Origin of the sequence: Collinsella sp. AM28-11LB, assembly GCF_003469895.1 — a bacterium.
GTDB lineage: Bacteria > Actinomycetota > Coriobacteriia > Coriobacteriales > Coriobacteriaceae > Collinsella.
The window spans coordinates 7,638-30,648 of sequence record NZ_QSKJ01000010.1 but is presented as its reverse complement, the minus strand read 5'-3'; the positions used below and the strand labels follow the sequence as shown (position 1 = coordinate 30,648).

The following is a 23,011-nucleotide window of genomic DNA, read 5'->3' as shown; positions in this document are numbered from 1 at the left end:
GTACTTGTTTGCGAGGACATCTGCTTACAAACGGATGCGATTCCCTCGATACCGAGCCATCAATTGACATTTTATTCAGAATACGAATAGCAGGTGGTGTGGGCGGCGCGGAAGCGGCAGTGTTCGCGCATACGGCAGATATTGCAGGTGGGGCGGGTTTGGGCGTCGTGGACTTCACCGTCGAACAGGCCAATCACCGCGGTCACGCTCTTGGTGGGCATGAGCAGGCTGGTGGGTGTGACGGTGAGTCCAATGAGGCGCGTGGCGTTGAGCGCATCCACGATCGAGCGCTGAGCCGAGAGCGGGCAGTCGCCGTAGCCGGGGCTAAAGCGCCAGTTGCCGGCGAGTCCGTGTGCGGCAGCCGCAGCCTTGACCTGCTGGTCCATCTGCTCAACGGCTGCCTCAACATATGCCGAGCATGCGGCGTCGAGCACGGCACCTTCCAGAGGCTGCTGGGCTCCGGTGGTGCGCAGACGGCGCTCGGCGGCCATGCCGAGGGTGCAGGCCATCAGCGCGGCCATGCGGGCGTCCTTAAGGTGGCGGTAGATATCGCGACCCCGCAGCTCGACATTGGAGCCAACCAGGCGGATACAAGGTTCGCCCTGCTCGTCGACGCCCGTGGCATCGACGGCAAAGACGCGACGTACACCGCGTGGCTCGATATCCAACTCCAGGCGCTCGACCACAAGCTCAATGCGTTGCGACAGTTCGGGCTCGATCTGCTGGCCGCCGTAGCCCAGATAGCGAAGCATCTCGGCGCGATCGACGCGGGGATGATGGGCAGTGTCGACACGGTAAAGCGCCGGCGACGCAAGGTCAGCCGGTACTTCGACAGTGGTTGTATCGATATGCGGTTTTTCCATTACCCTAGGCGCTCCATAATGGTCGCGGCGATCGCAGGACGATTCATAGTGTACAGGTGCAGACCGTCGGCACCGTGCTCTTTGAGGTCGCAAAGCTGGCGGGTGGCATACTCTACACCGGCTGCCTGCAGGCTCTCGGGGTCGTTCTCGTACTTGGCGAGAATCTTGATGACGGGGGAGGGCAGCGACGCTCCGCACATAAAGACCATGCGGCTGATCTGGGACTTGCTCATAAACGGCATGATGCCCGCGGTGATGGGCACCGTGATGCCCGCTTTATCGGCAAGCTCGCGGAAGCGGTAGAAGCACTCATTATCAAAGAAAAGTTGCGTCACAAAGAAGCTTGCGCCGGCATCCTGCTTTTGCTTGAGGTATTCGACCGAGAGGCTGAGGTCCTTGCAGGCAATGTGGCCCTCGGGGTAGGCCGCAGCGCCCACGCAAAAGCCGGCGTCGACGAGCTCGGGGATGAGGTCGCGGGCGTGGGCGTATTCGGAGGCGGGCTTGTCGTCCTCAGTCGCGCCGGCAGGGAGATCGCCACGCAGCGCCAGGATGTTATTCACGCCGGCGGTGCGGTACTCATCGATCTTGGCGGCGATATCGGCATGCGTGCGGCCGACGCAGGTGAGGTGCGCCACCGAGGGCGTATCGAATTCGCTCGTAATCATATGCGCGATGGGGGCGGTGGTGGCGCCGTTGCCCGAGCCGCCGGCAGAGCAGGTGACCGAGACAAAGCTCGGCGAAAGCTTGCACAGACTGCCTGCCACCTTGCGAGCCGTATCGAGGGTGAGCTCGCCCTTGGGCGGGAACATCTCAAACGAAACGGGCACGGTGCCCAGGGATGCTGCCTGCTTAAAAACCTCGTCGACGCGCATATCGTGCTCCTTTAGATACTTTAGTGCGATGTGTTGTAAGGATTCTACAGCACCGCTGCGCCACGCTGGAGTTTTACTTGCCATTTGGGAATACCAATCGAAGATGCTTCGCTATCGTCATTCCCTATAACAACGTAGCTCATTTGGGACGTGCCTCTATAGCCATCAACCAGTTGCCCAGGGTAGTCTTTTTGGGACGGGGCTTTTTTAGCTACCCTATGTCAAATATTGCCTTGAGCTTCGAAGATACCGGATGGGTAGCTAAAAAAGCCCCGTCCCAAAAAGACTACCCTTAAACCATGCGGGGAGGTCTGCAATTTATGCAGTTCGTTGGCTGTTGAGGGTGGTAATAATCCTGTGTTGCTGTAACCTCATTGATTGGTTTCGTGACAGCAACATAACGGTAATGTCGCGGAAACACGGCGAGTCTAAGCTAAGGCTCGTTCGTTAGTAATCAACACCGCTTCTCACGCGGTGCCGATACGAAGGGAGTTCCGTATGGCCGAACTTACTGACCGCTTCGGGACCATGGTGTTCTCTGAGGAAGTCATGAAGGACTGCCTCCCCAAGGACATTTGGAAGCGCCTTGCTGCAACCCTCGAGGGCGGTGAGCCGCTCGACCTAGATGTGGCCAACGCCGTTGCCCATGCCATGAAGGTCTGGGCCATCTCCAAGGGTGCTACGCACTACGCGCACTGGTTCCAGCCGCTTTCGGGCATCACTTCCGAGAAGCACGACAGCTTCCTCGAGCCTAACCACGACGGCACCGCCATTACCAAGTTTACGGGCAAGAACCTCATCCAGGGTGAGCCCGATGCCTCCAGCTTCCCCAACGGCGGCCTGCGCGCCACCTTCGAGGCCCGTGGCTACACCGCTTGGGATCCCACCAGCCCCGCCTTTATCAAGGACGATGTCCTGTGCATCCCCACGGCTTTCTGCTCCTACACGGGCGAGGCCCTGGACAAGAAGACCCCGCTGCTGCGCTCCATGACCGCGCTCTCGCGTGAGTCCAAGCGCGTTTTGGCGCTGTTCGGCAAGACGCCAAAGAAGGTCGTTCCTTCCGTGGGCGACGAGCAGGAGTACTTCCTGATCAAGAAGGACGCTTACCGCAAGCGCAAGGATCTGGTCATCACCGGCCGCACCCTCTTTGGTGCTGCCCCCTGCAAGGGCCAGGAACTCGAGGAGCACTACTTTGGCGCTATCCGCCCCACCGTCTCGGCCTATATGAAGGATCTGGACGACGAGCTGTGGGCGCTCGGCATTCCCGCCAAGACCAAGCACAACGAGGTCGCTCCCTGCCAGCATGAGCTCGCCCCCGTCTACGGTGAGGTCAACGAGGCCATCGACCAGAACTTGGTCATGATGGAGAAGATGAAGCTCATCGCCTCCCGCCACGACCTGGTCTGCCTGCTGCACGAGAAGCCGTTCGAGGGCATCAACGGTTCGGGCAAGCACAACAACTGGTCGCTCGGCACCGAGTCCGAGAATCTGCTCGATCCGGGTGACACCCCGCTCGACAACCTGCAGTTCATCGTCTTCCTCACCGCGGTGATCGAGGCCGTCGATAACTATCAGGAGCTCCTGCGTGCCTCTGTTGCCTCGGCCGGCAATGACCATCGTCTGGGCGCCAACGAGGCTCCTCCGGCGATTATGTCCATCTTCCTGGGTGACCAGCTTACCGAGGTTGTCGAGAAGATCATCGATGGCAAGGCTTCCGTCCATGCCACGCGCGGCGTGCTCGACCTGGGCGCCGATACCCTGCCCAAGCTGATGCAGGACAACACCGATCGCAACCGCACCTCCCCGTTTGCCTTCACCGGCAACAAGTTCGAGTTCCGTGCCTGCGGCTCCGAGCAGAACGTCTCCGACTCCAACCTGGTGCTCGATGCCGCCGTGGCCAAGTCGCTCAAGTCCTTCGCCGACGCGCTTGAGGGCACGCCCGAGGATAAGTTCCAGGACGCCGCGCTCGAGTACTGCAAGAAGGTCCTGACCGATCACCAGCGCATCCTGTTCTCTGGCGACGGCTACTCCGATGAGTGGCCCGTTGAGGCCGAGAAGCGCGGCCTTGCCAACAACAAGACCACGGCCGATGCCCTGCCCGCCTTTGTTTCCGATAAGGCCATTGCGCTCTTTGAGGAGACGGGTGTCCTGACCCGCGCCGAGGCTCAGTGCCGCTACGACTGCAAGCTCGAGAAGTACAACAAGCTCATGAACATCGAGGCCACCACGATGGTTCGCGAGGCACGCCGTACCTATCGCCCGGTCATTACCGCCTATGCCACCAAGGTCGCTAAGGGCCTTGAGGCTATCCGTGCCGCCGGCGCCGAGGCCGCCATGCAGTGTGAGCAGAACACGCTCAACAAGCTCTGCAACGGCATCACTACCATCAACGACTCCATCAAGGCGCTCGACGCCGTGCATCAGAAGGCCGAGGCCCTCGATGGCCAGGAGCAGGCCAACGTGTACGCGCACGAGGTCGTTCCCGCTATGGATGCGCTGCGTGCCGCCGTGGACGCTATGGAGGAGATCGTGGCCGCCGACTACTGGCCGGTCCCGACCTACGACGATATCCTGTTCTACGTGTAACAGACACGTTTGATTATGCGCGCGAAGGGGGTCTCGCCTGTGCGAGGCCCCCTTTTTGCTGCTCAGATCTATTATGGACGTGCTGCCGGGCAAGCGTTTCGTGCGAGGCATCTCAAAAGATGTAACCTGTTTTGGCGCACATTTGGCGCACATGTGCCGAAACGAAAACAGGCCAAGATGAAAAACGAACCCGCGCGACTTAACATCGCGCGGGTTCGAACAAAATGCAAATGGTGCCCCCAGCGGGATTCGAACCCGCGATATCCACCTTGAAAGGGTGGCGTCCTTGGCCGCTAGACGATGGGGACAGCGGGAAAGAGTATAGCAGACTTTTTTGCCGGCGCGTATATCGTTGGCAAACTGGAAAACCACCACATAGGAGCTGGCTCTCTATCCCGATTTTCAAACATCTCAATCTGTAACATCTGGGCTGATAAATCGGCTCTATGTGTTACAGATCGAGACAAAAGGCAGGCGTCGGGACGAACATCTCATTCTGTAACAGTAAGACGACTTTTAACGGTCTAGATGTTACAGATTGAGACAAACCGCTGGGACGGGTCAAAACCACCACAAAGGTGCCTGTCCCCTTTGTGGTGGTGGGGTGCTAGGGGAGGAGCTTCATCGCGGCGTCGTGGGCAGCGTGCTCGTAGGTGTCGTCGAGGGGTTTGAGCGGCAGCAGGGCGGCGGCCTGTGCGTCGCCACGGCGCTCGAGGGCGTGGGCGATGAGCCAGTCGGCGAGCTCGGGGTTCTTGGGCAGTGCCGGTCCGTGTAGGTACGTGCCGATGACACCCTTGTAGATGAGACCCTCAAAGCCATCGTCGCCGTTGTTGCCGGTGCCCGTGACGACGGACGTTCCAAGCGGCGTGGCATCGGCGTCCAAAAGCGTGCGGCCGCCGTGGTTCTCGAAGCCAACAAAGGGCTCGGGCGCCAGGTCGGTCTTGACGGCGACGTTGCCGATCAGGCGGTCGGAACCGCGCACGGTCTCGGCGGCAATGACGCCCAGGCCCTCGATGCGATTTTCGCCCATATAGTACGAACGGCCGAGCAGCTGATAGCTGCCGCAGATGGCGAGCAGCGAACCGCCGTCCTCAACATAGGCTGCGACCTTGTCTTTTTGGGCGAGCAGCTCGTGTGCCACGGCTAGCTGGTCGCGATCGGATCCGCCGCCCATCATGACGATATCGGCATCATGCAGATCGAGCACCTCGCCCATGCGGACCTCATCCACGCGAACGGGGATGCCGCGCCAGGCGCAGCGGCGCTCGAGGGCGATGACGTTGCCGCCGTCGCCATAGAGGTTGAGGGCATCGGGATACAGGTAGACGATGCGCAGCGGATGCGAGAGCTCGACTGGCGCGACGCCAACGGGGACGGCACTGCCATTGGTGCACTTTGCAGCGTGGGCGGCAACCGTAGCCGCATCGGTGTCTTTAAGTCCGTCGAGCTCCTTGACCAGCGGTGGAAAGGCCGTGTAGTTGGCGACGGCGTAGAAGGTGTCATCGGCGGCCTCGTCTGCCACGGCGCCAATTGCCTGCGCGACGTCCGAGATAATCGCGGCATCGATGCCGGCGTACTTGAGGCGCACCTGCATGTCGTGCGCGCGTGTGCCGCCGGCAAAGGCGACAAGCCCCGTTGTGTCGGCGATGCGCTCAAAGTCGACGTCGTAGATCCACGATACATCGTGGCCGTCGGCATCGTTGTCATTGAGGAAGAAAGCGCAGAGTCTGCCGCCTGCTGTCTTGATGGACTGGATCTGGCGATCGAAGCCTACGGGATTCTTAGCCAGGTTGGCCTCGACGGTGCGGCCGGCGATATCCCAGCGCCCCATACGACCACCGGCGGGCACATAGGCATCGAGCGTAGGCTGCAGAAGCGCCGCGTCCACGCCCAATTCGTGCGCGGTAAAGAAGGCGGCGGCAACGTTATAGACCATGTACAGGCCGTTGTAGCGCGTGGCGATGTGTACGGCAGCAGCGTCGGGCGCAGATCCAAAGACCAGGTCAAAGCCGTAGCCGTCGCAGCCGAGCTCCACGCCCGTCACGCGACGGACAAGCCCAGGGCGGGCCCAGCCGCACGAGGGGCAATGATAGGCGCCAAGTTGCCCGTACTGCACATAGTCGTACTCCAACGGTGCGTTGCACTGTGAGCAAAAACGTGAGTCGCTAATGCGGTCGGACTCGGTGTTGGTGGCGCCGTCGATGCCAAAGGCGATGCTTGCATTGGGAACGCGCGCGGCAATCGCGGCACACAGCGGGTCGTCGGCGTTGTAGATGAGCGTTGTTGCCGGAGAGAGCTCCAACGCATGGGCGATGACGTCTTGGGTATGGTCGATCTCGCCGTAGCGGTCTAGCTGGTCGCGGAACAGGTTGAGCAGCACAAAGTACGTCGGCTTGAGCTTGGGCAGAACGCGTACGGTGTAAAGCTCATCGCACTCAAAAACGCCCACGCGCTTGCCGCTGGCAGTGTGCTTAAGGCCGCCGCGGGCCTCGAGCAGTGCGCCCACCACGCCCGGCTCCATGTTGTTGCCGGCGCGGTTGCATACCACGGTAGCACCGCTGGCAGCAACGGCGTCGGCGATGAGGTTGGAGGTGGTGGTCTTGCCGTTGGTGCCGGTGACCACTACGCTGCGGTCGACAAGGCCCGCGAGGTCGCTCAGCAACTCGGGGTCGATCTTCATGGCGATGCGGCCGGGGAGTACGCCGCCCTGGCGCTTAAGGACGGAGCGCAGTCCCCAGCGAGCGATATCGCTCGAGGTGCAGGCAAGAGATGAGCGGAGGTTCATGAAACCGTTCCTAACGTAAACGACATGGTCGGGTCGAGTGCGTCACTAAAATCCGTAGCGGCGCGCAAATTCCTGGGCAAGCTGCGACACGTCTTCGCAGGCATTGGCCCAGGGGGCAAAGTCGGGGGTGTCCGAGATAATGCCGTCCGCTTCCCAAACGGCTTGGTGCGAAAGATCCCAGGGATCGCGTGGCTCGGGTCGGCAGGGAAGGTACGGTGTCTGGTACATGGGATTCAGCAAGAAGAACGCGCCGCCCTCGCAGCGGTTAGCGAACTCACGCAGCGCACGCGCCGCCGGACGCATCTTGTTCGTTTTGAACAAGAGGATCGTGCGGGCGAGCAGGTACCAGGGGGAGTTCTCGAGTGCATCGGCCCCCACCTGTTCCTCGAGCTGGTGAGCCAGGGCAAAAAAGCCGTCCTGGTCTTCCAGGCGAGCGAGGGCGAGCAACACGGTGCCGGCAGCTCGGGTGGGATAGCCTTCTGCCTTAAGGACGCGGCGGGCGTAGTTGGCGGCAGCGCGGTAGCGGGCGCTCGCCATGCACAGCTGCGAGATAGCCTCGAGCGTGTGGAGCCACCCGATAAGTGCCGGCTCGCTCACGGTGAGATCTGACGCCGTCACACCGTCCGTCAAAACCTTGTTGGCCCAGTAGTGCGGGGCTTCCATATCAAACCCGGGCACGCTTTGCTGCAGGTAATCGGCCGTGGTTGCCTCGAGCTTCATCAGGTCGCCCAGGCAGGCATCGACGGGTGTGTCCGCCAGGATGATGGCGAGCAACTGGGCATCGACGGCAAGCGCATCGATACGGACGATCTTGAGCAGCTCATCGCGCATATCGTCGAACAGGCGGTTGCGCGTCTGCTCAAACTCCTCGTCGCTGCCCATGTCCTCGATGCAATGGAGCTCGTCGAGCAGGTGGCGGTGAACACCGGCATAGGACAGCAGCGCCTGGGCATGCTCGGACTGCGCATACTTTTGGGGATTCGCGCTAATGTCGTTATGGACAAGCTCGCGTGCTGCATCGGTGAGCTCGGGGTGCGACGCCAGATAGGTGCGCTCCAAGTAGGCGGGGATGTAGACGCTCGGATCCATTAGAGGTCCCCTCCCTTAAATGGAAGCCCCTGCTCGGCTGCGCGCAGGATGCGCTCGTCGATCTGGGAACGCACGATGTCGCTGGTGGCGACCCAGGCGGCAAAGCTGGCGTTGTCGGGAGCGCCCAGGCCCTCCTGCAGCACCGGCGTCGCCTCGGACAGTGCAAGGACGAGCTCATCGGTGGAGCCCACGCCCACGTTGACGCGGGCATAGACGCCATCGGGAAATTCGGTTTGGAAGTAGAGCGCCTCGGCTGCGTGCGGGCATGAGCGTGCAAGGATGCGCAGGTAGTGCTCGGCGTCCTCGTAGTCTAGCTCGCGCCAGGCAGCGCTCATCAGCGCGATGAGCGTCCACGGGTCTAAGTCGCGCTCCGCGTCCTTGGGACGACGGCGCAGCGGCGTGTTGGCGAGATAGGGGACGGAGTGGGCGGAGCGAAAGCGCTTGAGCTCCTCGGCGGGGTATTCGAGCTTTGCCATGGCGAGCATCGCGGTGTGGCGGACACCTGCGGGGTCGTTGGGCGCAAAGTCCAAGCTGCGATTCGCTGCCTCCAGTGACATGCGGTAACGGCCGCTAATGAGCGCGCGCGATGCTAAGGCGGCAAGCCAGCGCAGGTAGGGACGGCGGGTCAGGTCGCCTGCAGCCTCACGCTCGTAGGGGTCTTGCGCCGAGGCGATCTTGAGTGCCAGATCGTGCTCCACCTCGTCGCACTTGGACACCAGATACTGCACGTAGTCCTCGTTGGAGTCGGCGGTGAGTGCCGTCAGCATGCGCTGGGCATCCCAGTTGGCCGGATCGAGTGCGGCCGCCTCGCGAAGCATGTTCTCGGCAGCTGCCTCTTCCTGCTCTGCCTGGGCATCGTCAGGGATAAAGGGAATTCGGTAGTCGACGGCCTCGACCACCTTGGCAATCAGATGTCCGGCGCGGTCGCGGTCGTGCACGATGAGCGGCGCGGGGTTGCGGGTGAATTGCTCCATCAGACGCTCGACGGCGGGGCCGTCGGTGAGCGGGATATTGTCGCGGCGCAAGGCCTCAAGAACGAGGCGATGGCAATCTTCTTGAATGGGATCGAATGCCATGGGGCCTCCTTTGCTGCGGTTAGGGTTCAAATATCTCTATATAAGGTTCTAGTTTACCCGCATGTGGCACACCGGGGGTGCCGCACTTGGACTTGCACCTTTGCACCACGAAGACGGATGTCACACAAATGTCGGCACCTTGGACGACCGAGTGGTATCACGGTGCCGCAAACGGTCGATTTTTGGCGGCGAACGGTGCATATTTTGGAGGGGCACAGTCCTGCCCGGGATATGTAGTCAGCCTTGATAAAACGTTTGCCCAGCTTGGGAGTATGGATGCCGCACAAGGGTCTTCAGGGATAGAAAAAACGTTTCATCATTGGCGGCTTTAGGTGAATAACTGACCAACCAGAACGGTAAAATAGTGTTTGTCTGAGCGTTGAGACGTTTAGACATTGCGCATTGTCATCGCCGGCAACGCGCAAAATGGTCCTAACGGAGCCAATCGGGTGCTCCGTTATATACGCAAGTCTAAGAGGGGCTTGTTTAGGAGGCACAGTATGGGACGTTTTACCAATCCTCGCGATCTGTACTTTGGTGAGGGCGCTCGTCACGAGGTCAAGAACCTCAAGGGCAGCAAGGCCATCATCGTGAGCGGCGGCGGCTCCATGCGCCGCGGCGGTTTTCTGCAGGACGTCGAGGCCGACCTTAAGGAGGCCGGTTTCGAGGTCAAGCTGTTCGAGGGCGTCGAGTCCGACCCGTCCGTCGAGACGGTCATGAAGGGCGCCGAGGCCATGCGCGAGTTCGAGCCCGACTGGATTGTCGCCATTGGCGGCGGCTCGCCCATCGATGCCGCTAAGGCTATGTGGCTGTTCTACGAGTATCCCGAGGAGACCTTCGAGGAGGCCGTCGTCCCGTTCTCCTTCCCCGAGCTCCGTCAGAAGGCTCACTTCTGCGCCATCTCCTCTACCTCCGGTACCGCTACCGAGGTCACCGCGTTCTCCGTCATCACTGACTACGCCAAGGGCATCAAGTACCCGCTGGCCGACTTCAACATCACCCCTGATGTCGCCATCGTCGACCCCGAGCTCACCTACACCATGCCTGCCAAGCTGTGCGCTCACACCGGTATGGACGCTTTGACCCATGCCATCGAGGCCTATGTCTCCACTGCCGGCTCCATGTACACCGACGCCAACGCCCTGCACGCCATCCGCGAGATCGTCGAGTGGCTGCCCAAGTCCTATGCTGGCGATCATGAGGCTCGCCAGCACATGCATGACGCTCAGTGCATCGCCGGCATCGCCTTCTCCTCGGGTCTGCTGGGCATCGTCCACTCTATGGCTCACAAGACCGGTGCCGCCTTCTCCGGCGATCATATCATCCACGGTTGCGCCAACGCCATGTACCTGGGCAAGGTTATCCAGTTCAACGCCAAGGATGCTCGCGCCAAGAGCCGCTACGCTTTCATCGCCAAGGAGATCCTGCATCTCGCCGGCGAGACCGAGGACGAGCTGGTCGAGGCTCTGGTTCAGGAGATCCGCGACCTTAACGACAAGCTCGATATCCCGCAGGGCATCAAGAACTACGGTGCCAAGGGCGTGAAGGCCGACGAGTCCATCATCGATTACGATGAGTTCGAGGCCAAGAAGCACGACGTTGCCGCCAACGCCATCCTCGACGCCTGCACGGGCTCCAACCCGCGCCAGCCGTCCCAGGAGGAGATGGAGCAGCTGCTCGAGTGCGTCTACACCGACACCCCGGTTACGTTCTAATCAGTTCGCCTTGTTCTGATGAGGGGCTCCGCACGCAGCTGTACGGAGCCCTTTTTCTTTAGAGATTGGGATTAACATGGCTGCAATTTTCAATAGCCCCAGCAAGTATATCCAGGGTCCTGATGAGCTTGCAAAGCTCGGCTCCTACGTTGAGCCGCTCGGCGGCAAGGCCCTCGTCATCGTGACGCCTTCGGGCAAGAAACGTGTCGGCGCAAAGATTGAGGGCGGTTTTACCGAGGCTAAGGCCGAGCTGCTGTTTGAGGACTTTAACGGCGAGTGCTCCAAGGGCGAGGTCGATCGCCTGGTTGCGCTCGCTCGCGACAACGGCTGTGACATCATCGTCGGCGTCGGTGGCGGCAAGATCCTCGACACCGCGAAGGCCGTCGCCTATTACCTGGAGTCCCCGGTTATCATTTGCCCCACCATCGCCTCGACCGATGCACCGTGCTCGGCACTTTCGGTGCTCTACACCGACGACGGCCAGTTCGATAAATATCTCTTCCTTAAGGCAAACCCCAACATTGTCCTTATGGATACGACGGTTATCGCGGCGAGCCCGGTGCGCCTGACGGTTTCCGGTATGGGCGATGCGCTCGCAACCTATTTCGAGGCCCAGGCAACGCACGATGCCGACGGCGGCACCTGCGCCGGCGGTAAGGGCGGAATGGCCGGCCTGGCGCTCGCCAAGCTCTGCTACGAGACGCTTATGGCCGATGGCGTCAAGGCCAAGGTTGCGCTGGAGAAGGGTGCGCTCACGCCTGCCGTCGAGCACATCATCGAGGCAAACACGCTGCTTTCGGGCATTGGCTTTGAGAGCTCGGGCCTTGCTGCTGCCCATGCCATCCACAATGGTCTGACGATGCTGCCCGAGTGCCACGGCATGTATCACGGCGAGAAGGTCGCCTTCGGCACCATCGTTCAGCTGGTACTCGAGGATGCCCCGACCGAGAAGCTCGAGGAAGTCTTGGGCTTCTGCATTGAGCTGGGCCTGCCGGTCACGATGAAGGAACTTGGCGTTGCCGAGCTTACGCGCGAGCAGGCCATGATTGTTGCCGAGGCCGCCTGCGCGCCCGATGACACCATGTGCAACATGCCGTTTGAGGTGACGCCCGAGATGGTCGCAAACGCCATCCTGGGTGCCGACGCGCTGGGCCACTACTACCTTATGGATGAGTAAATCAAGCTAAGGAAGGGGCAAAGCCAGCAGATGGCTTTGCCCCTTTTTGCTATGGTGCAAAGGGGCAGGTTACTTTGCACCAATCGTTGTTTGATGAAGGGCGGATTCTCGTATGGCGCTTCCCATGGTTTATGGCGGTCCCGGCCGGTATGTTCAAGGGCCGGGCGAACTTTCGCGTCAGGGCAGGTATTTGTCATGGTTGGGTTGCGCTGCCTATGTCTTGTTTGACCAGGGCACCGAGGATCGGCTGTGCAGGCAGATTGTCGATGGATTTCTGGACGACGATCTGAGTGAGCCGTTCTTTAAGATTTATGACGGTCCGTGTACGGAAGAGGCCGTTGTAAAAATGGCTAAGGAAGCCCAGGCTGAGTATTGCGACATGGTGGTGGGTATTGGCGGCGGCAAGATGCTCGATATCGCCAAGGCAGTAGCGTTTTATGCCGAGTTGCCGTTGTGCGTATGCCCCACGGCGGCTTCGATGGACGGTCCGTGCAGTGCGATTTCGGTGCTGTATCACGAGGATGGGTCGTTCGACCGCTACCTGATGCTCGAGAAGAATCCAGATCTGGTCGTGGTTGATACCAACGTGGTCGCAGCGGCCCCACTGCGTATGACGGTCGCTGGTATGGGCGATGCGCTGGCAACGTACTTCGAGGCGCGTTCGTGCGCCGCGGCGCACGGCGCCAACGAGCACGGTGGCGCGCCGGGGCACTTGGCTCTGGCTGCGGCTCGTGCCTGCTACGACACACTTATGGAGTGCGGTGTCGCTGCCAAGCGTGATCTCAAAAAGGGGCGTACGTCGCCAGCGGTTGAACGCCTGATCGAGTGCAATATTCTGCTCTCGGGCGTCGGTTTTGAGAGCGGTGGCTTGGCGTTGGCGCATGCCATCGCCAACGGTCTGACGATCCTGCCCAAGTGCAAGGCCATGCATGGCGAAGCCGTGGCATTTGGCCTGGTGGTGCAGCTGCGCCTGGAGCGTGCGCCCGAGCTTGATCAGGTGCTCGAGTTTTGCCAGCGCGTCGGTCTGCCGACGACGCTCGAGGAGCTGGGTCTTGGCGAGATTTCCGATGCCGATCTGCAAAGTGTTGCAAATGCGGTCTTTAGAAACGAGCGCAACATGGCCAACGAGCAGGCCAAGGTGACCAAACAAAAGCTCGTGCAGCTCATGCGCGAGGCATAGTTTGGCGCTTGATTGACCTTGTGCAATCGAGGCGGCGATAGGCCATGGGCTATTTGCCGCAAAGATGCGCCGCGTGAAATTTGCCCGAGGCGTGGACCGATAGCGTATTATTATCTCTTGCTTGTTTGCACTGCTCAGGGAGGGGCCGCGCATGGCGCAGGAACACGATCTGTTTGATGACATTATCGAGATCAGCAAGGGTTTCGACTTTCTTAAAAACCCGCTTGGCGGTGTGGCCGATGCACTCGATCCGTCGGCGCCGCAGTGGAATCCTGCCGACTACAAGGAACGTCCGCGCGGCAACACCATTCCGTGCTTGACCTGCAAAAACGAAAAGAGCGGCTGCACCGCGTGCATGGATGTGTGCCCGGTGGACGCCATCGAGGTCGAGGAAGACGCCATCGAGATTCTCGACTCCTGCCGCAAGTGCGGCCTGTGCGCCGCCGCCTGCCCGACCGAGGCGATTATCTCGCCGCGCCTGGCGCCCAAAAACCTGTATGACGACATTGTCTCGGCGGCCACGAGCCACGAGACCGCCTACGTTACCTGCACGCGTGCCCTTAAGCGCATGCCGCGCGAGAATGAGGTCGTCGTTGCCTGCGTGGGCGATATTACGGCCGAGACTTGGTTCTCGGTACTGGCCGACTATCCCAACGTGAGCGTGTATCTGCCGCTGGGCGTGTGCGATAAATGCCGCAACACCGGTGGCGAGGACATGCTGGGCGAGGCGATTGCGAAGGCCGAGGAATGGGCCGGTACGGGTATGGGCCTAGAGGTCGATCCCAAGAGCCTCAAGTGCCATAAGCGTCGCGAGTACGAGCGCAAGGAATACATGGAAAAGATTGCCCGTACCACGGGCCTGACCGTGACCAAACTCAATCCGGCGACGGCGGCACTGGCTTCGGTGACGCAGAAGCTCAAAGCCCATCGCCATCAGATCACCCAGCTGGAGCGCACACTCAACACCATGTGCGGTACCACAACGACCAAGCGTCGCCGCTCGCTCACACACGGACGACAGCTGGTGCTCTCGACGCTGCAAAACCACCCCGAGCTTGCCCAGAACATGCAGGTGAGCACGCCGGAGTGCGATTTTGACAAGTGCACGTCGTGCGGCGAGTGCGTTAACGCGTGCCCCACGTCCGCCTGCGATTTGGTGGGAAGCGGTCGCTTTGCACTGGAGTCCACGTATTGCCTAGGTTGTGGCGCCTGTGTCAAGGTTTGTCCCGAACATGCGCTCAAGCTGGTCGAGCACGATGCGTCCAACTTGGTTGTCGTCGACCCCGAAGCCGAGGAAAAGGCCGCTCAGAAGGCCAAGGCCCACGAGGAGGCCGAGAAGGTCAAGGCCGAGGCAAAGGCCAAGCTCGATAAGATGCTCGATCAGGTGGAAAAGCTCGCAGACTAGTCAGCGACCCCTATCTCTGCTTCATTTGCGCCGCCGCGGTGTCCGGATTCGCCCGGATGCTGCGGCGGCGCTATACTTATACGGTTTGAAGTACCTGTACTAAAAGGAGCTGTCGTGTCCCTTTCCATCGGTATCGTGGGCCTGCCCAACGTGGGCAAGTCGACGCTGTTCACCGCGCTTACCAAAAAGACTGGCCTTGCCGCCAACTATCCGTTTGCCACGATTGATCCCAACGTGGGTATCGTCGACGTGCCCGATAGCCGCCTGCAAAAGCTCGCCGACATCGTCAACCCGGGTCGCATTGTGCCGGCGACGGTCGAGTTTGTCGACATCGCAGGTCTGGTGAAGGGCGCTAACGAGGGTGAGGGTCTGGGCAACCAGTTCTTGGCAAACATCCGCGAGACCGACGCCATCTGCGAGGTCGTGCGCTATTTTAAGGACCCCAACGTCATGCGTGAGGTGGGCCGCACCGGCGAGTTCGTCGATCCCGCCGGCGATGCCGACACCATCATGACCGAGCTCATCCTGGCCGACATGGGCACGCTCGAGAAGCAGCTGCCCAAGCTCGAGAAGGAGGCCAAGCGCGACAAGGAGCTCATGCCCAAGTTTGAGGTCGCCAAGCGCCTGCTTGCCTGGCTCAACGAGGGCAAGCGCGCCGCATCCATGGAGATGACCGACGAGGAGCGTGCTGCCGCCAAGGGCCTGTTCCTGCTCACCATGAAGCCCATCCTGTATGTGGCCAACGTGGACGAGGACATGCTCAACGAGGACCTGGCGCCCATCGACGGCGTCAAGCCGCTGCCCATCTGCGCCAAGATCGAGGCCGAGCTTTCCGAGCTCGATCCCGAGGACGCTGCCGACTACCTGGAGAGCTTGGGCCTGGAGCAGCCCGGTCTGGACGTGCTCGCGCAGGCGGCCTACAAGTTGCTCGGCCTGCAGTCGTTCTTTACGGCTGGCGAGATGGAGGTCAAGGCTTGGACGGTGCGTCAGGGTGCGACCGCTCCGCAGGCTGCCGGTGTCATCCATACCGACTTTGAGCGCGGCTTTATTAAGGCCGAGGTCATTGGCTATGACGACTACATCGAGCTTGGCGGCGAGCAGGGCGCCAAGGCTGCCGGCAAGCTGCGTATTGAGGGCAAGGACTATGTCATGGCCGATGGCGACGTCGTGCACTTCCGCTTTAACGTGTAAGGACGACGCATATGTTTAAGTATGGCAAAAAAGCTGGCTACATGGGTATTGCTCTGCTCGTACTTGCGGTGATTCCGCTGGTGGTCGCAGCGTGTGTTATCCCCAACATTGGTCCCGAGGTGGCAACGAAGTTTAACGCAGCCGGCGAGGTGACGCGCTGGGGCAAGAGCTACGAGTTGCTGGCACTGCCGGTGCTCAACCTACTGCTGAGCGTGGCGACGTACTTTACGGCAGGACGCCAGGCTAAAAACAATGATGACTCCGCCGCCATGGCGCGCATCGTGTGCGAGCGCTACCTGCGAAACGGCTGCATCACGGGTGTGTTTCTCAACGTAATCAACGTCTACTTTATGTACTCGGCGATTACCGGAACGGGCTTTGGCTTTGGTTTCTAACTTGTTCTTCTAGGCAACGAGCCTGCACGCATATTCAATGGCTGTTGCGAGGCCGCCGCTCGATCGTGGTTTAAAGACCATATCGGCGGCGGCCTCGTTTTCGTATCCGGCGCCGCGAAGGGTGAGCGCGGTACCGGCTTCTAGGAGAAGGGGCAGACCGCGTTGGCTGGTTGTGATTACGGCAGCCTGATTGAGCGAGCAGCTGTGCGCTTGGCATTGGATGGCAAGTTCGCCTTGCGCCGGGCAAGGGACCAGAACGGCGGCGACGCGACTTGATAGCAATGCAAATGCTGTGCGCTCATCGGGCGAAAGACATTCTGCTTCAACGACGACGAGCTTGGGCGGTGCGCTGTTTGTGCGAAGCGTGGCTCGGTACGTGCGGACCGAAGAACCCGACATAGAAAACTCCTGTGTATTCGGCAAAACGTAAACTATAGTTTACGTTTATGTTCGGCTCCATTTCAAACTCGTCTGCATGGACGAACGTGCTAAACAGATTCTTGGCAGGCGGGTCGAAGAGACGCGCAGGGACCTTGGTATCTCCAAGGTCGATTTTTGTGTGGCAGCAGGAATCAGCCGCCCCTATCTCGACAGAATCGAAGATGGAACGGCAAATTTCACGCTCAAGGTTCTATTTAAGATCGCGCCCGCCCTTGGCATGACGGTGTCAGAGCTTCTCGAGGGTATCGAATAGGGGATACCCGTCGACAACTGAATTACGCCATCGGGACGCGGTCGTGGTTGACTTGGCTGTAGAACAGGCGCTGAATCTCGGCGGCATCGCGTGACTGGCCGAGTGCCCACATAGTCTTGGCCACGAGCGTCTCGGTGGTCATGTCATCGCCGCGCAGAATGCCCGGATGGTCGGCGTAAGCACGGCCGACCTCGTAAACACCCAGGTCAAGGCCCTCTTCGGGGACTTGCGTGGTCATAACGACGGTGCGGCCCGAATCGACCCAGCGGAAAATTGCCTCTTGGAACGACTCGCCGGACTCGCCGAACTCGGGGATGCCGCCAATGCCAAAGGTCTCCAGAATCACGGCGTCGTAGCTATCGGCCAGAGCGTCCAGAACGCCAGGGTTCACGCCGGGCGTGAGCTTGAGCACAAACACGCGTGGGTCGATGTGGTCGTAGAAGCGCACCGGGTTTTCGCCTTGATGCGTGCCGTGAAGCCCGCTGCGCACGATACGGTCGTTGCGGATATAGGCGATGGGCGGATAGTTGACGCTAATGAACGCGTTAAAGCTCATGGTGCGCTGCTTACGGGCGCGTGTGCCGGCAATGGCGACGCCGCCAAACACGATCGAGACGTCATGCGAGTGCTCGTCGAGCGCATAGAGCAGGCTCTGGTACAGGTTGAGCTTGGCGTCGGTAAAGGGATTGCCCATGGGCTTTTGCGAGCCGGTGAGCACGATGGGCTTGGGGCTGTCCTGAATCAGGTAGGAAAGCGCTGCCGCGGTGTAGCTCATGGTGTCGGTGCCGTGCAGAATCACGAAGCCGTCGTGGTCGGCATAACCCTCGACGATGACGTCGCGGATACGCATCCAGTCACTGGGGCGCATATTGGTGCTGTCGATGTTCATGGGCTGCACGACGTCGAGCTCGCAGAGGCCCGAGATCTCGGGGACGCTCTGGGCGAGCTCCTCACCGGTCAGGGCGGGGGAGAGGCCATTGCCGTCCTCGGTCGATGCGATGGTGCCGCCCGTGGCGATGAGAAGGATGCGCTTCATGCTGGTATTCCTATCGTATTTGCCGCCGCAGAGGCGGAGTCGTTCGGCAGTATTGTGGCACAGGGCGTCCAATGTTCAAACGTATTACATCATCTGTAACGTTTAGTATCACTCCAATTGCCGTCAAATAGGGCCCCGGTCGTGCGTTTGCCGTGCGCTGATGGCTGCGAGGGACGAGAAACCCCATATAACGTGTACACTATGAAAGTTATTTTCGTTCATTCACGCGGGTGGGCACCGGCTCCCCGCCAACAAGAGGGGGAAACCATGGATCAAAAGGCTTCCGCAAAGGTCCTCGTACTCGACTTTGGTGCGCAGTACGGTCAGCTCATTGCCCGTCGCGTCCGCGACCTCAACGTGTATTCCGAGATTGTCCCCTGCGACATCTCGGCCGATGAGATTCGCGAGATGAACGCCTCTGCGCTCATCCTTTCTGGCGGCCCGGCCTCCGTGTACGCCGAGGACGCTCCGTCCATCGATCCCGCCATCTTTGACCTGGGCCTTCCCGTCCTGGGCTTTTGCTACGGCCATCAGATCACGGCCGTGACGCTCGGCGGCAAGGTTGGCCACTCCGAGGTGGGCGAGTACGGCCGCGCCACCATCACGCGTACGGCTGGCGCCAAGCTCTTTAACTCCACGCCTATGGAGCAGACCGTGTGGATGAGCCATCGCGACGCCGTTTCCGAGGTGCCCGAGGGCTTTACCGTTACCGCCAGCACCGACGTGTGCCCGGTTGCCGCCATGGAGTGCGTCGAGCGCAAGATTTTCACCACGCAGTTCCACCCCGAGGTCAAGCACTCCGAGTACGGTCAGCAGCTGCTGAGCAACTTCCTGTTTGAGATCTGCGGCCTGGAGCCCAACTGGAGCATGGACAACCTGGTCGAGACCATGACGGCCGAGTTCCGCGAGAAGGTCGGCGACGACCGCGTGATTCTGGCCCTGTCCGGCGGCGTCGACTCCTCCGTCGTGGCTGCGCTGGGCGCCCGCGCCGTGGGCAAGCAGATGACCTGCGTGTTTATCAACCACGGCCTGCTGCGCAAGGGCGAGCCCGAGCAGGTGGAGGAGGTCTTCACCAAGCAGTTCGACGTCGACTTTATTCACGTCCACGCCGAGGACCGCTATGCCGAACTTCTGGCCGGTGTGACCGAGCCCGAGGAGAAGCGCCGTATCATCGGCACGCAGTTCTGGAAAGAGTTCTTCGCTGTGGCCCAGCAGCTCGAGTGCGATGGCAAGCCGGTCAAGTACCTGGCTCAGGGCACCATCTACCCCGACATCATCGAGTCCGGCGCTCGTAAGACGGGCGGCAAGACGGCCACCATCAAGAGCCATCACAACCTGATCCCGTTCCCCGAGGGCGTGCACTTCGACCTCATCGAGCCGCTCGACCACTTCTTTAAGGACGAGGTCCGCGCACTTGGTCTGGCGCTGGGCCTGCCGGGCCACATCGTGTTCCGTCAGCCTTTCCCGGGCCCGGGTCTGGCCATCCGCATCATCGGCGCGGTCGATAAGGAGAAGCTCGAGATTCTCAAGAACGCCGACGCTATCGTGCGCGAGGAGCTCGACGCCTACAACCAGCGCCTGTTTGAGCAGACCGGCGAGCGCAACTCCGAACACAGCTGCTGGCAGTATTTTGCGGTCCTGCCCGACATTAAGTCCGTCGGCGTTATGGGTGACGAGCGTACCTATCAGCGTCCGATTATCCTGCGCGCCGTCGAGTCCAGCGACGCCATGACCGCCGACTGGGCCAAGCTGCCCTATGACGTTCTGGCCCGCATCTCCGGCCGCATCGTGGCCGAGGTTCCCGGCGCCAACCGCGTGTGCTACGACATCACGTCCAAGCCGCCCGCGACCATTGAGTGGGAGTAGGCTGATAGGGTTCTGACCTGCACTTTTGAGTGCCGCACTGTGCCGCTGAGTTTCGTTTCGTACGAGAGTCATGGCAAAGCCGCCAGCGACGGCGGTGAGTAAATACGGTAATCTGGCCTCCGTTCCCGCGTTGGGACGGAGGCTTTTTCTTTGCCGTTTTACTCCCTTTCACCTGCGATTTCGCGATTTACTCCCCGTATTTCAAGACGACAAGGCACGGGGCGGTATTCGGAGGAACGGGAGTAAAGATTTATCCCGAATGAGTAGACGCGCGATTTTTGTCCCCGAGAACGAAACGAGGCCGTTTCGGGGCCCGTGAAACTCAAATCGAACTCAACGGGCGTTTTTACGGTCTCCGTACGGCGTTTCCCCAGGTGGTTAATGGGGAGTAAAGAATCTCGCCGCCTCAATGAAAACGGGAGTAATCAGGGGAAATGCCGCAGTGTACTGCCGTGTGCCGCCATGTAAGCCACCGCGTCATTTACTCCCCATTTACGCTTGAAATGCCTTTGCATGCAATGGGGAGTAAAAACTCAGCTTACGCAGGAGCGAGCGGAGCTCACCGCCTAGCCTGGCGTCCTGATTCGGTTGCGTTGATTGCGAAATGCGGGGAGCCGTTACAGCAAGGCTTTCCAGTCCTCGTACTCGTCGGCGTCGATCTCGCCGTTCTCGAGCCGTGCGCGCTTCTCTGCCCACAACTCGATCGCCATCGCGGCTTTGGGCGCGTGCGGCGCCTTGGGGTTCAGGGAGAGGCCCGAACCGTCGGCTGAGGGAACTATGCCGAAGGAGTCTTCGAGCCGCACGAGCAGCGACATGAGGTCGCCTGCGGTCTCGACGCCGTAATCCTTGAGGGCGTTGACGGACACGCCGAGCGCTGCGGCGATGGACTCGAGCAGCTCGGGCTTGTCCATCAGCAAATCCTATCAGCGGCTCAAGGGCAAGGACGTGATTACCACTCCTAAGACGAAAAAGAGCAACCGTGTCATTAAGATGCCCAAATTCCTCTGTGGAGAGATGGAGGACTACTTAAAGATGTTTTACAGCACCGGGGCAAATGAACGGATTTTCCCTGTCAGCAAGCACTATCTCCACCATGAAATGGACAGAGGTGCGAAAGCGGCGGGAGTGAAGCGGATCAGAATTCACGACCTCCGACATTCACACATTTCCCTGCTGATTGATATGGGCTTCACCGCCCTGGCAATCGCTGACCGGGTGGGGCATGAGAGTATCGATATCACCTACCGCTACGCCCATCTGTTTCCTACAAGGCAGACGGAGATGGCGGACAAACTGGACTTTGAAAGGATGGGAACGTAACCATGTCACTGAAAAACCGAGACAACAAAAATCGCTGGAGGAACAAGACCGTGGCCTTCCGGGTGTCCCCGGAGGAAGATGAACAGATCGAGGCCGCTGTGCGGCTCTCCGGCCTGACAAAGCAGGACTACATCACAAGACGCCTCCTGTGCCGGGACGTAGTGGTACAGGGTAATCCCAAGGTCTACAAAGCCCTGCGTGACCAGCTTGCCGCCGTTCTGGACGAACTGCGGCGGGCCGAGGACGGGGCTGGCGTGGACGATGAACTGCTGGACACCATTCAGATGATCGCCGCTATCATGGGCGGCATGAAGGAGGATTGATAGATTGATGGATTCCAGAGAAACGAAAAGGACTGTCCCGGTTCCGTCTGTTGGCGCAGACGGGGAACAGCCCATTTCACAAACACCTACCGCAAGTATAACAGAGGAAACGACAGAAAACAATCCCCCTGAAAAAAATTATGCGGAACTGCTGCGGAAAATGCAGCGCATGAACGACCCGGCGTATCTCCCCACGATTTCCATGAACGAGTTGTACGAGAACGTCTATCAGAGCAGACCGCCCGTCATTGACGGTCTGCTCTATCCGGGGACGTACCTCTTTGCGGGAGCGCCCAAGGTAGGCAAGTCGTTTCTGATGGCCCAGCTTGCCTACCACGTCAGCATGGGCCTCCCCCTGTGGGACTATCCCGTTCACAAGGGGACTGTCCTCTATCTGGCGCTGGAGGACGATCACCGTCGCTTGCAGGAGCGGCTTTACCGGATGTTCGGCATGGACGGCACCAACGACCTCCTCTTTTCCATCTGCGCAAAGCAGGTCGGCAACGGGCTGGAGGAACAGCTAAAGCGATTCGTGCAGGAACACCCAGACACCAAACTGATTATCATTGACACCCTTCAGAAGATTCGGGAGGCTGGCGGGGATAAGTACAGCTACGCCAACGATTATGAGGTGGTAGGAAAGCTGAAACGCCTTGCTGACGCTTGCGGCGTCTGCCTCCTACTGGTACATCACACTCGGAAGCAGCAGGCCGACGACAAGTTTGATATGATCTCCGGCACCAACGGCCTGTCGGGGGCAGCAGACGGGGCCTTTCTTCTTCAGAAGGAGAAGCGGACGGACGGCACCGCCACCTTGGATGTGGTAGGACGTGACCAGCAAGACCAGCGGCTCTATCTCATTAAGGACAAGGAACACCTGACATGGACACTGGAGCGGATGGAAACGGAGTTGTGGGTAGAACCCCCCGACCCGGTGCTGGAGGCCGTAGCCGCCTTTATCACGGCGGAGAGGCCGTCCTGGGGCGGTACGGCCACGGAGTTGGCGGCAGCCCTGCAAGTGGATATGAAGCCCAATGCCCTGGCGATGCGGCTGAACGTCCGGGCCGGGAAACTGGCAACGGACTATCATATCCGCTATGAGAACACCCGCACCCACGCCGGGAGAAGTATCAGCCTGACCCTGGATCCTCCCCAAGCGTGACGACCGTGACGGCTGTGACGGCTTTTTTGAGAGCGGGGGCGGTGTCCAAAACATCGTCACGGTCGTCACGGCTGTCACGGGGAGCGGGGTCAAATGTCAAGGGGGCATACCTGTGGGTGGAGATTGCCGCAAGGCAATACAACCCGAACCCCTTGATATTTGGCCCACGGAGGACACTTGCCGGGTGGTGGAAAGGCTGTGCCTTTCCACCTGCCCAACGGCGAGTGGAAAAGTTTAGGCGGGGTGCAGGGCGCCCTTTTCAAAGGGCGGCCCTGC

Annotated in this window: 19 protein-coding genes, 1 tRNA gene and 1 pseudogene; 12 read left to right on the top strand and 9 right to left on the bottom strand. The window is 60.3% G+C overall.

Annotation, left to right across the window (positions count from 1 at the left end):
- Nucleotides 1–71 precede the first annotated feature (71 nt).
- A complete protein-coding gene (locus DW732_RS08015) occupies nucleotides 72–863 on the bottom strand; it encodes a hypothetical protein (RefSeq protein ID WP_118099244.1) in 792 nt (263 codons plus the stop codon).
- On the bottom strand, nucleotides 863–1,735 hold the full coding sequence (locus DW732_RS08010; protein ID WP_118099243.1) for a methylenetetrahydrofolate reductase: 873 nt from the start codon (nucleotides 1,733–1,735) through the stop codon (nucleotides 863–865). The genes DW732_RS08015 and DW732_RS08010 overlap by 1 nt, the downstream gene beginning before the upstream one ends.
- A 498-nt stretch (nucleotides 1,736–2,233) precedes the next feature.
- Between DW732_RS08010 and DW732_RS08005 the strand changes: the two genes are divergently transcribed.
- A complete protein-coding gene (locus DW732_RS08005) occupies nucleotides 2,234–4,321 on the top strand; it encodes a glutamine synthetase III (protein WP_117798975.1) in 2,088 nt (695 codons plus the stop codon).
- Nucleotides 4,322–4,552: 231 nt separating this feature from the next.
- On the opposite strand, the gene DW732_RS08000 is transcribed toward DW732_RS08005, so the two are convergent.
- The 4 genes from DW732_RS08000 to DW732_RS07980 all read right to left on the bottom strand — a co-directional run bounded on the left by DW732_RS08000 (nucleotide 4,553) and on the right by DW732_RS07980 (nucleotide 9,271).
- Nucleotides 4,553–4,629 (bottom strand) — tRNA-Glu (locus tag DW732_RS08000).
- 299 nt (nucleotides 4,630–4,928) lie between these two features.
- The gene (locus tag DW732_RS10115; RefSeq protein WP_233539407.1) at nucleotides 4,929–7,106 is read right to left on the bottom strand and encodes a MurT ligase domain-containing protein; all 2,178 of its coding nucleotides are present in this window, start codon (nucleotides 7,104–7,106) and stop codon (nucleotides 4,929–4,931) included.
- A 45-nt stretch (nucleotides 7,107–7,151) separates the two neighbouring features.
- Nucleotides 7,152–8,195 (bottom strand): hypothetical protein, encoded by a 1,044-nt coding sequence (locus tag DW732_RS07985; protein WP_118099242.1) that lies wholly within the window; start codon nucleotides 8,193–8,195, stop codon nucleotides 7,152–7,154.
- On the bottom strand, nucleotides 8,195–9,271 hold the full coding sequence (locus DW732_RS07980) for a hypothetical protein (RefSeq protein WP_118099241.1): 1,077 nt from the start codon (nucleotides 9,269–9,271) through the stop codon (nucleotides 8,195–8,197). The genes DW732_RS07985 and DW732_RS07980 overlap by 1 nt, the downstream gene beginning before the upstream one ends.
- A 500-nt stretch (nucleotides 9,272–9,771) precedes the next feature.
- Between DW732_RS07980 and DW732_RS07975 the strand changes: the two genes are divergently transcribed.
- The 6 genes from DW732_RS07975 to DW732_RS07950 all read left to right on the top strand — a co-directional run bounded on the left by DW732_RS07975 (nucleotide 9,772) and on the right by DW732_RS07950 (nucleotide 16,334).
- A complete protein-coding gene (locus DW732_RS07975; protein WP_117734630.1) occupies nucleotides 9,772–10,986 on the top strand; it encodes an iron-containing alcohol dehydrogenase in 1,215 nt (404 codons plus the stop codon).
- Between the two features lie 76 nt (nucleotides 10,987–11,062).
- Complete coding sequence (locus DW732_RS07970) at nucleotides 11,063–12,163, top strand: glycerol dehydrogenase (RefSeq protein ID WP_117763638.1); 1,101 nt, start codon at nucleotides 11,063–11,065, stop codon at nucleotides 12,161–12,163.
- A 112-nt stretch (nucleotides 12,164–12,275) separates the two neighbouring features.
- On the top strand, nucleotides 12,276–13,343 hold the full coding sequence (locus DW732_RS07965) for a glycerol dehydrogenase (protein WP_117794789.1): 1,068 nt from the start codon (nucleotides 12,276–12,278) through the stop codon (nucleotides 13,341–13,343).
- A gap of 151 nt (nucleotides 13,344–13,494) precedes the next feature.
- A complete protein-coding gene (locus DW732_RS07960; protein WP_117763640.1) occupies nucleotides 13,495–14,748 on the top strand; it encodes a 4Fe-4S binding protein in 1,254 nt (417 codons plus the stop codon).
- A gap of 114 nt (nucleotides 14,749–14,862) precedes the next feature.
- Entirely contained in the window at nucleotides 14,863–15,939 is a 1,077-nt protein-coding gene (ychF, locus tag DW732_RS07955) for a redox-regulated ATPase YchF (protein WP_055309950.1), read from the top strand.
- A gap of 11 nt (nucleotides 15,940–15,950) precedes the next feature.
- On the top strand, nucleotides 15,951–16,334 hold the full coding sequence (locus DW732_RS07950; RefSeq protein ID WP_089572786.1) for a DUF1648 domain-containing protein: 384 nt from the start codon (nucleotides 15,951–15,953) through the stop codon (nucleotides 16,332–16,334).
- Nucleotides 16,335–16,343: 9 nt separating this feature from the next.
- Here DW732_RS07950 and DW732_RS07945 read toward each other — a convergent pair whose 3' ends face one another.
- Entirely contained in the window at nucleotides 16,344–16,733 is a 390-nt protein-coding gene (locus DW732_RS07945) for a hypothetical protein (protein WP_118099240.1), read from the bottom strand.
- A 76-nt stretch (nucleotides 16,734–16,809) separates the two neighbouring features.
- Between DW732_RS07945 and DW732_RS07940 the strand changes: the two genes are divergently transcribed.
- Nucleotides 16,810–17,028 carry a helix-turn-helix domain-containing protein gene (locus tag DW732_RS07940; RefSeq protein ID WP_099432713.1) on the top strand — a complete coding sequence of 73 codons (219 nt, stop codon included), beginning with the start codon at nucleotides 16,810–16,812 and terminating at the stop codon, nucleotides 17,026–17,028.
- Between the two features lie 22 nt (nucleotides 17,029–17,050).
- On the opposite strand, the gene DW732_RS07935 is transcribed toward DW732_RS07940, so the two are convergent.
- Complete coding sequence (locus DW732_RS07935) at nucleotides 17,051–18,064, bottom strand: asparaginase (protein ID WP_117763641.1); 1,014 nt, start codon at nucleotides 18,062–18,064, stop codon at nucleotides 17,051–17,053.
- A 267-nt stretch (nucleotides 18,065–18,331) separates the two neighbouring features.
- On the opposite strand from DW732_RS07935, the gene guaA reads away from it, so the two are divergent.
- Entirely contained in the window at nucleotides 18,332–19,930 is a 1,599-nt protein-coding gene (gene guaA, locus DW732_RS07930) for a glutamine-hydrolyzing GMP synthase (protein ID WP_117583320.1), read from the top strand.
- 617 nt (nucleotides 19,931–20,547) lie between these two features.
- Here the strand turns inward: guaA and DW732_RS07925 are convergent.
- Nucleotides 20,548–20,841 (bottom strand): XRE family transcriptional regulator, encoded by a 294-nt coding sequence (locus tag DW732_RS07925; protein WP_068539730.1) that lies wholly within the window; start codon nucleotides 20,839–20,841, stop codon nucleotides 20,548–20,550.
- Between DW732_RS07925 and DW732_RS07920 the strand changes: the two are divergent.
- The 3 genes and pseudogenes from DW732_RS07920 to DW732_RS07910 all read left to right on the top strand — a co-directional run.
- Nucleotides 20,840–21,250 (top strand): annotated as a pseudogene (locus DW732_RS07920) (site-specific integrase); the annotation flags it as partial. The gene DW732_RS07925 and the pseudogene DW732_RS07920 overlap by 2 nt on opposite strands.
- 2 nt (nucleotides 21,251–21,252) lie before the next feature.
- A complete protein-coding gene (locus tag DW732_RS07915; protein WP_052792090.1) occupies nucleotides 21,253–21,573 on the top strand; it encodes a hypothetical protein in 321 nt (106 codons plus the stop codon).
- A gap of 7 nt (nucleotides 21,574–21,580) precedes the next feature.
- A complete protein-coding gene (locus tag DW732_RS07910; RefSeq protein ID WP_052792089.1) occupies nucleotides 21,581–22,735 on the top strand; it encodes a helicase RepA family protein in 1,155 nt (384 codons plus the stop codon).
- Nucleotides 22,736–23,011 lie beyond the last annotated feature (276 nt).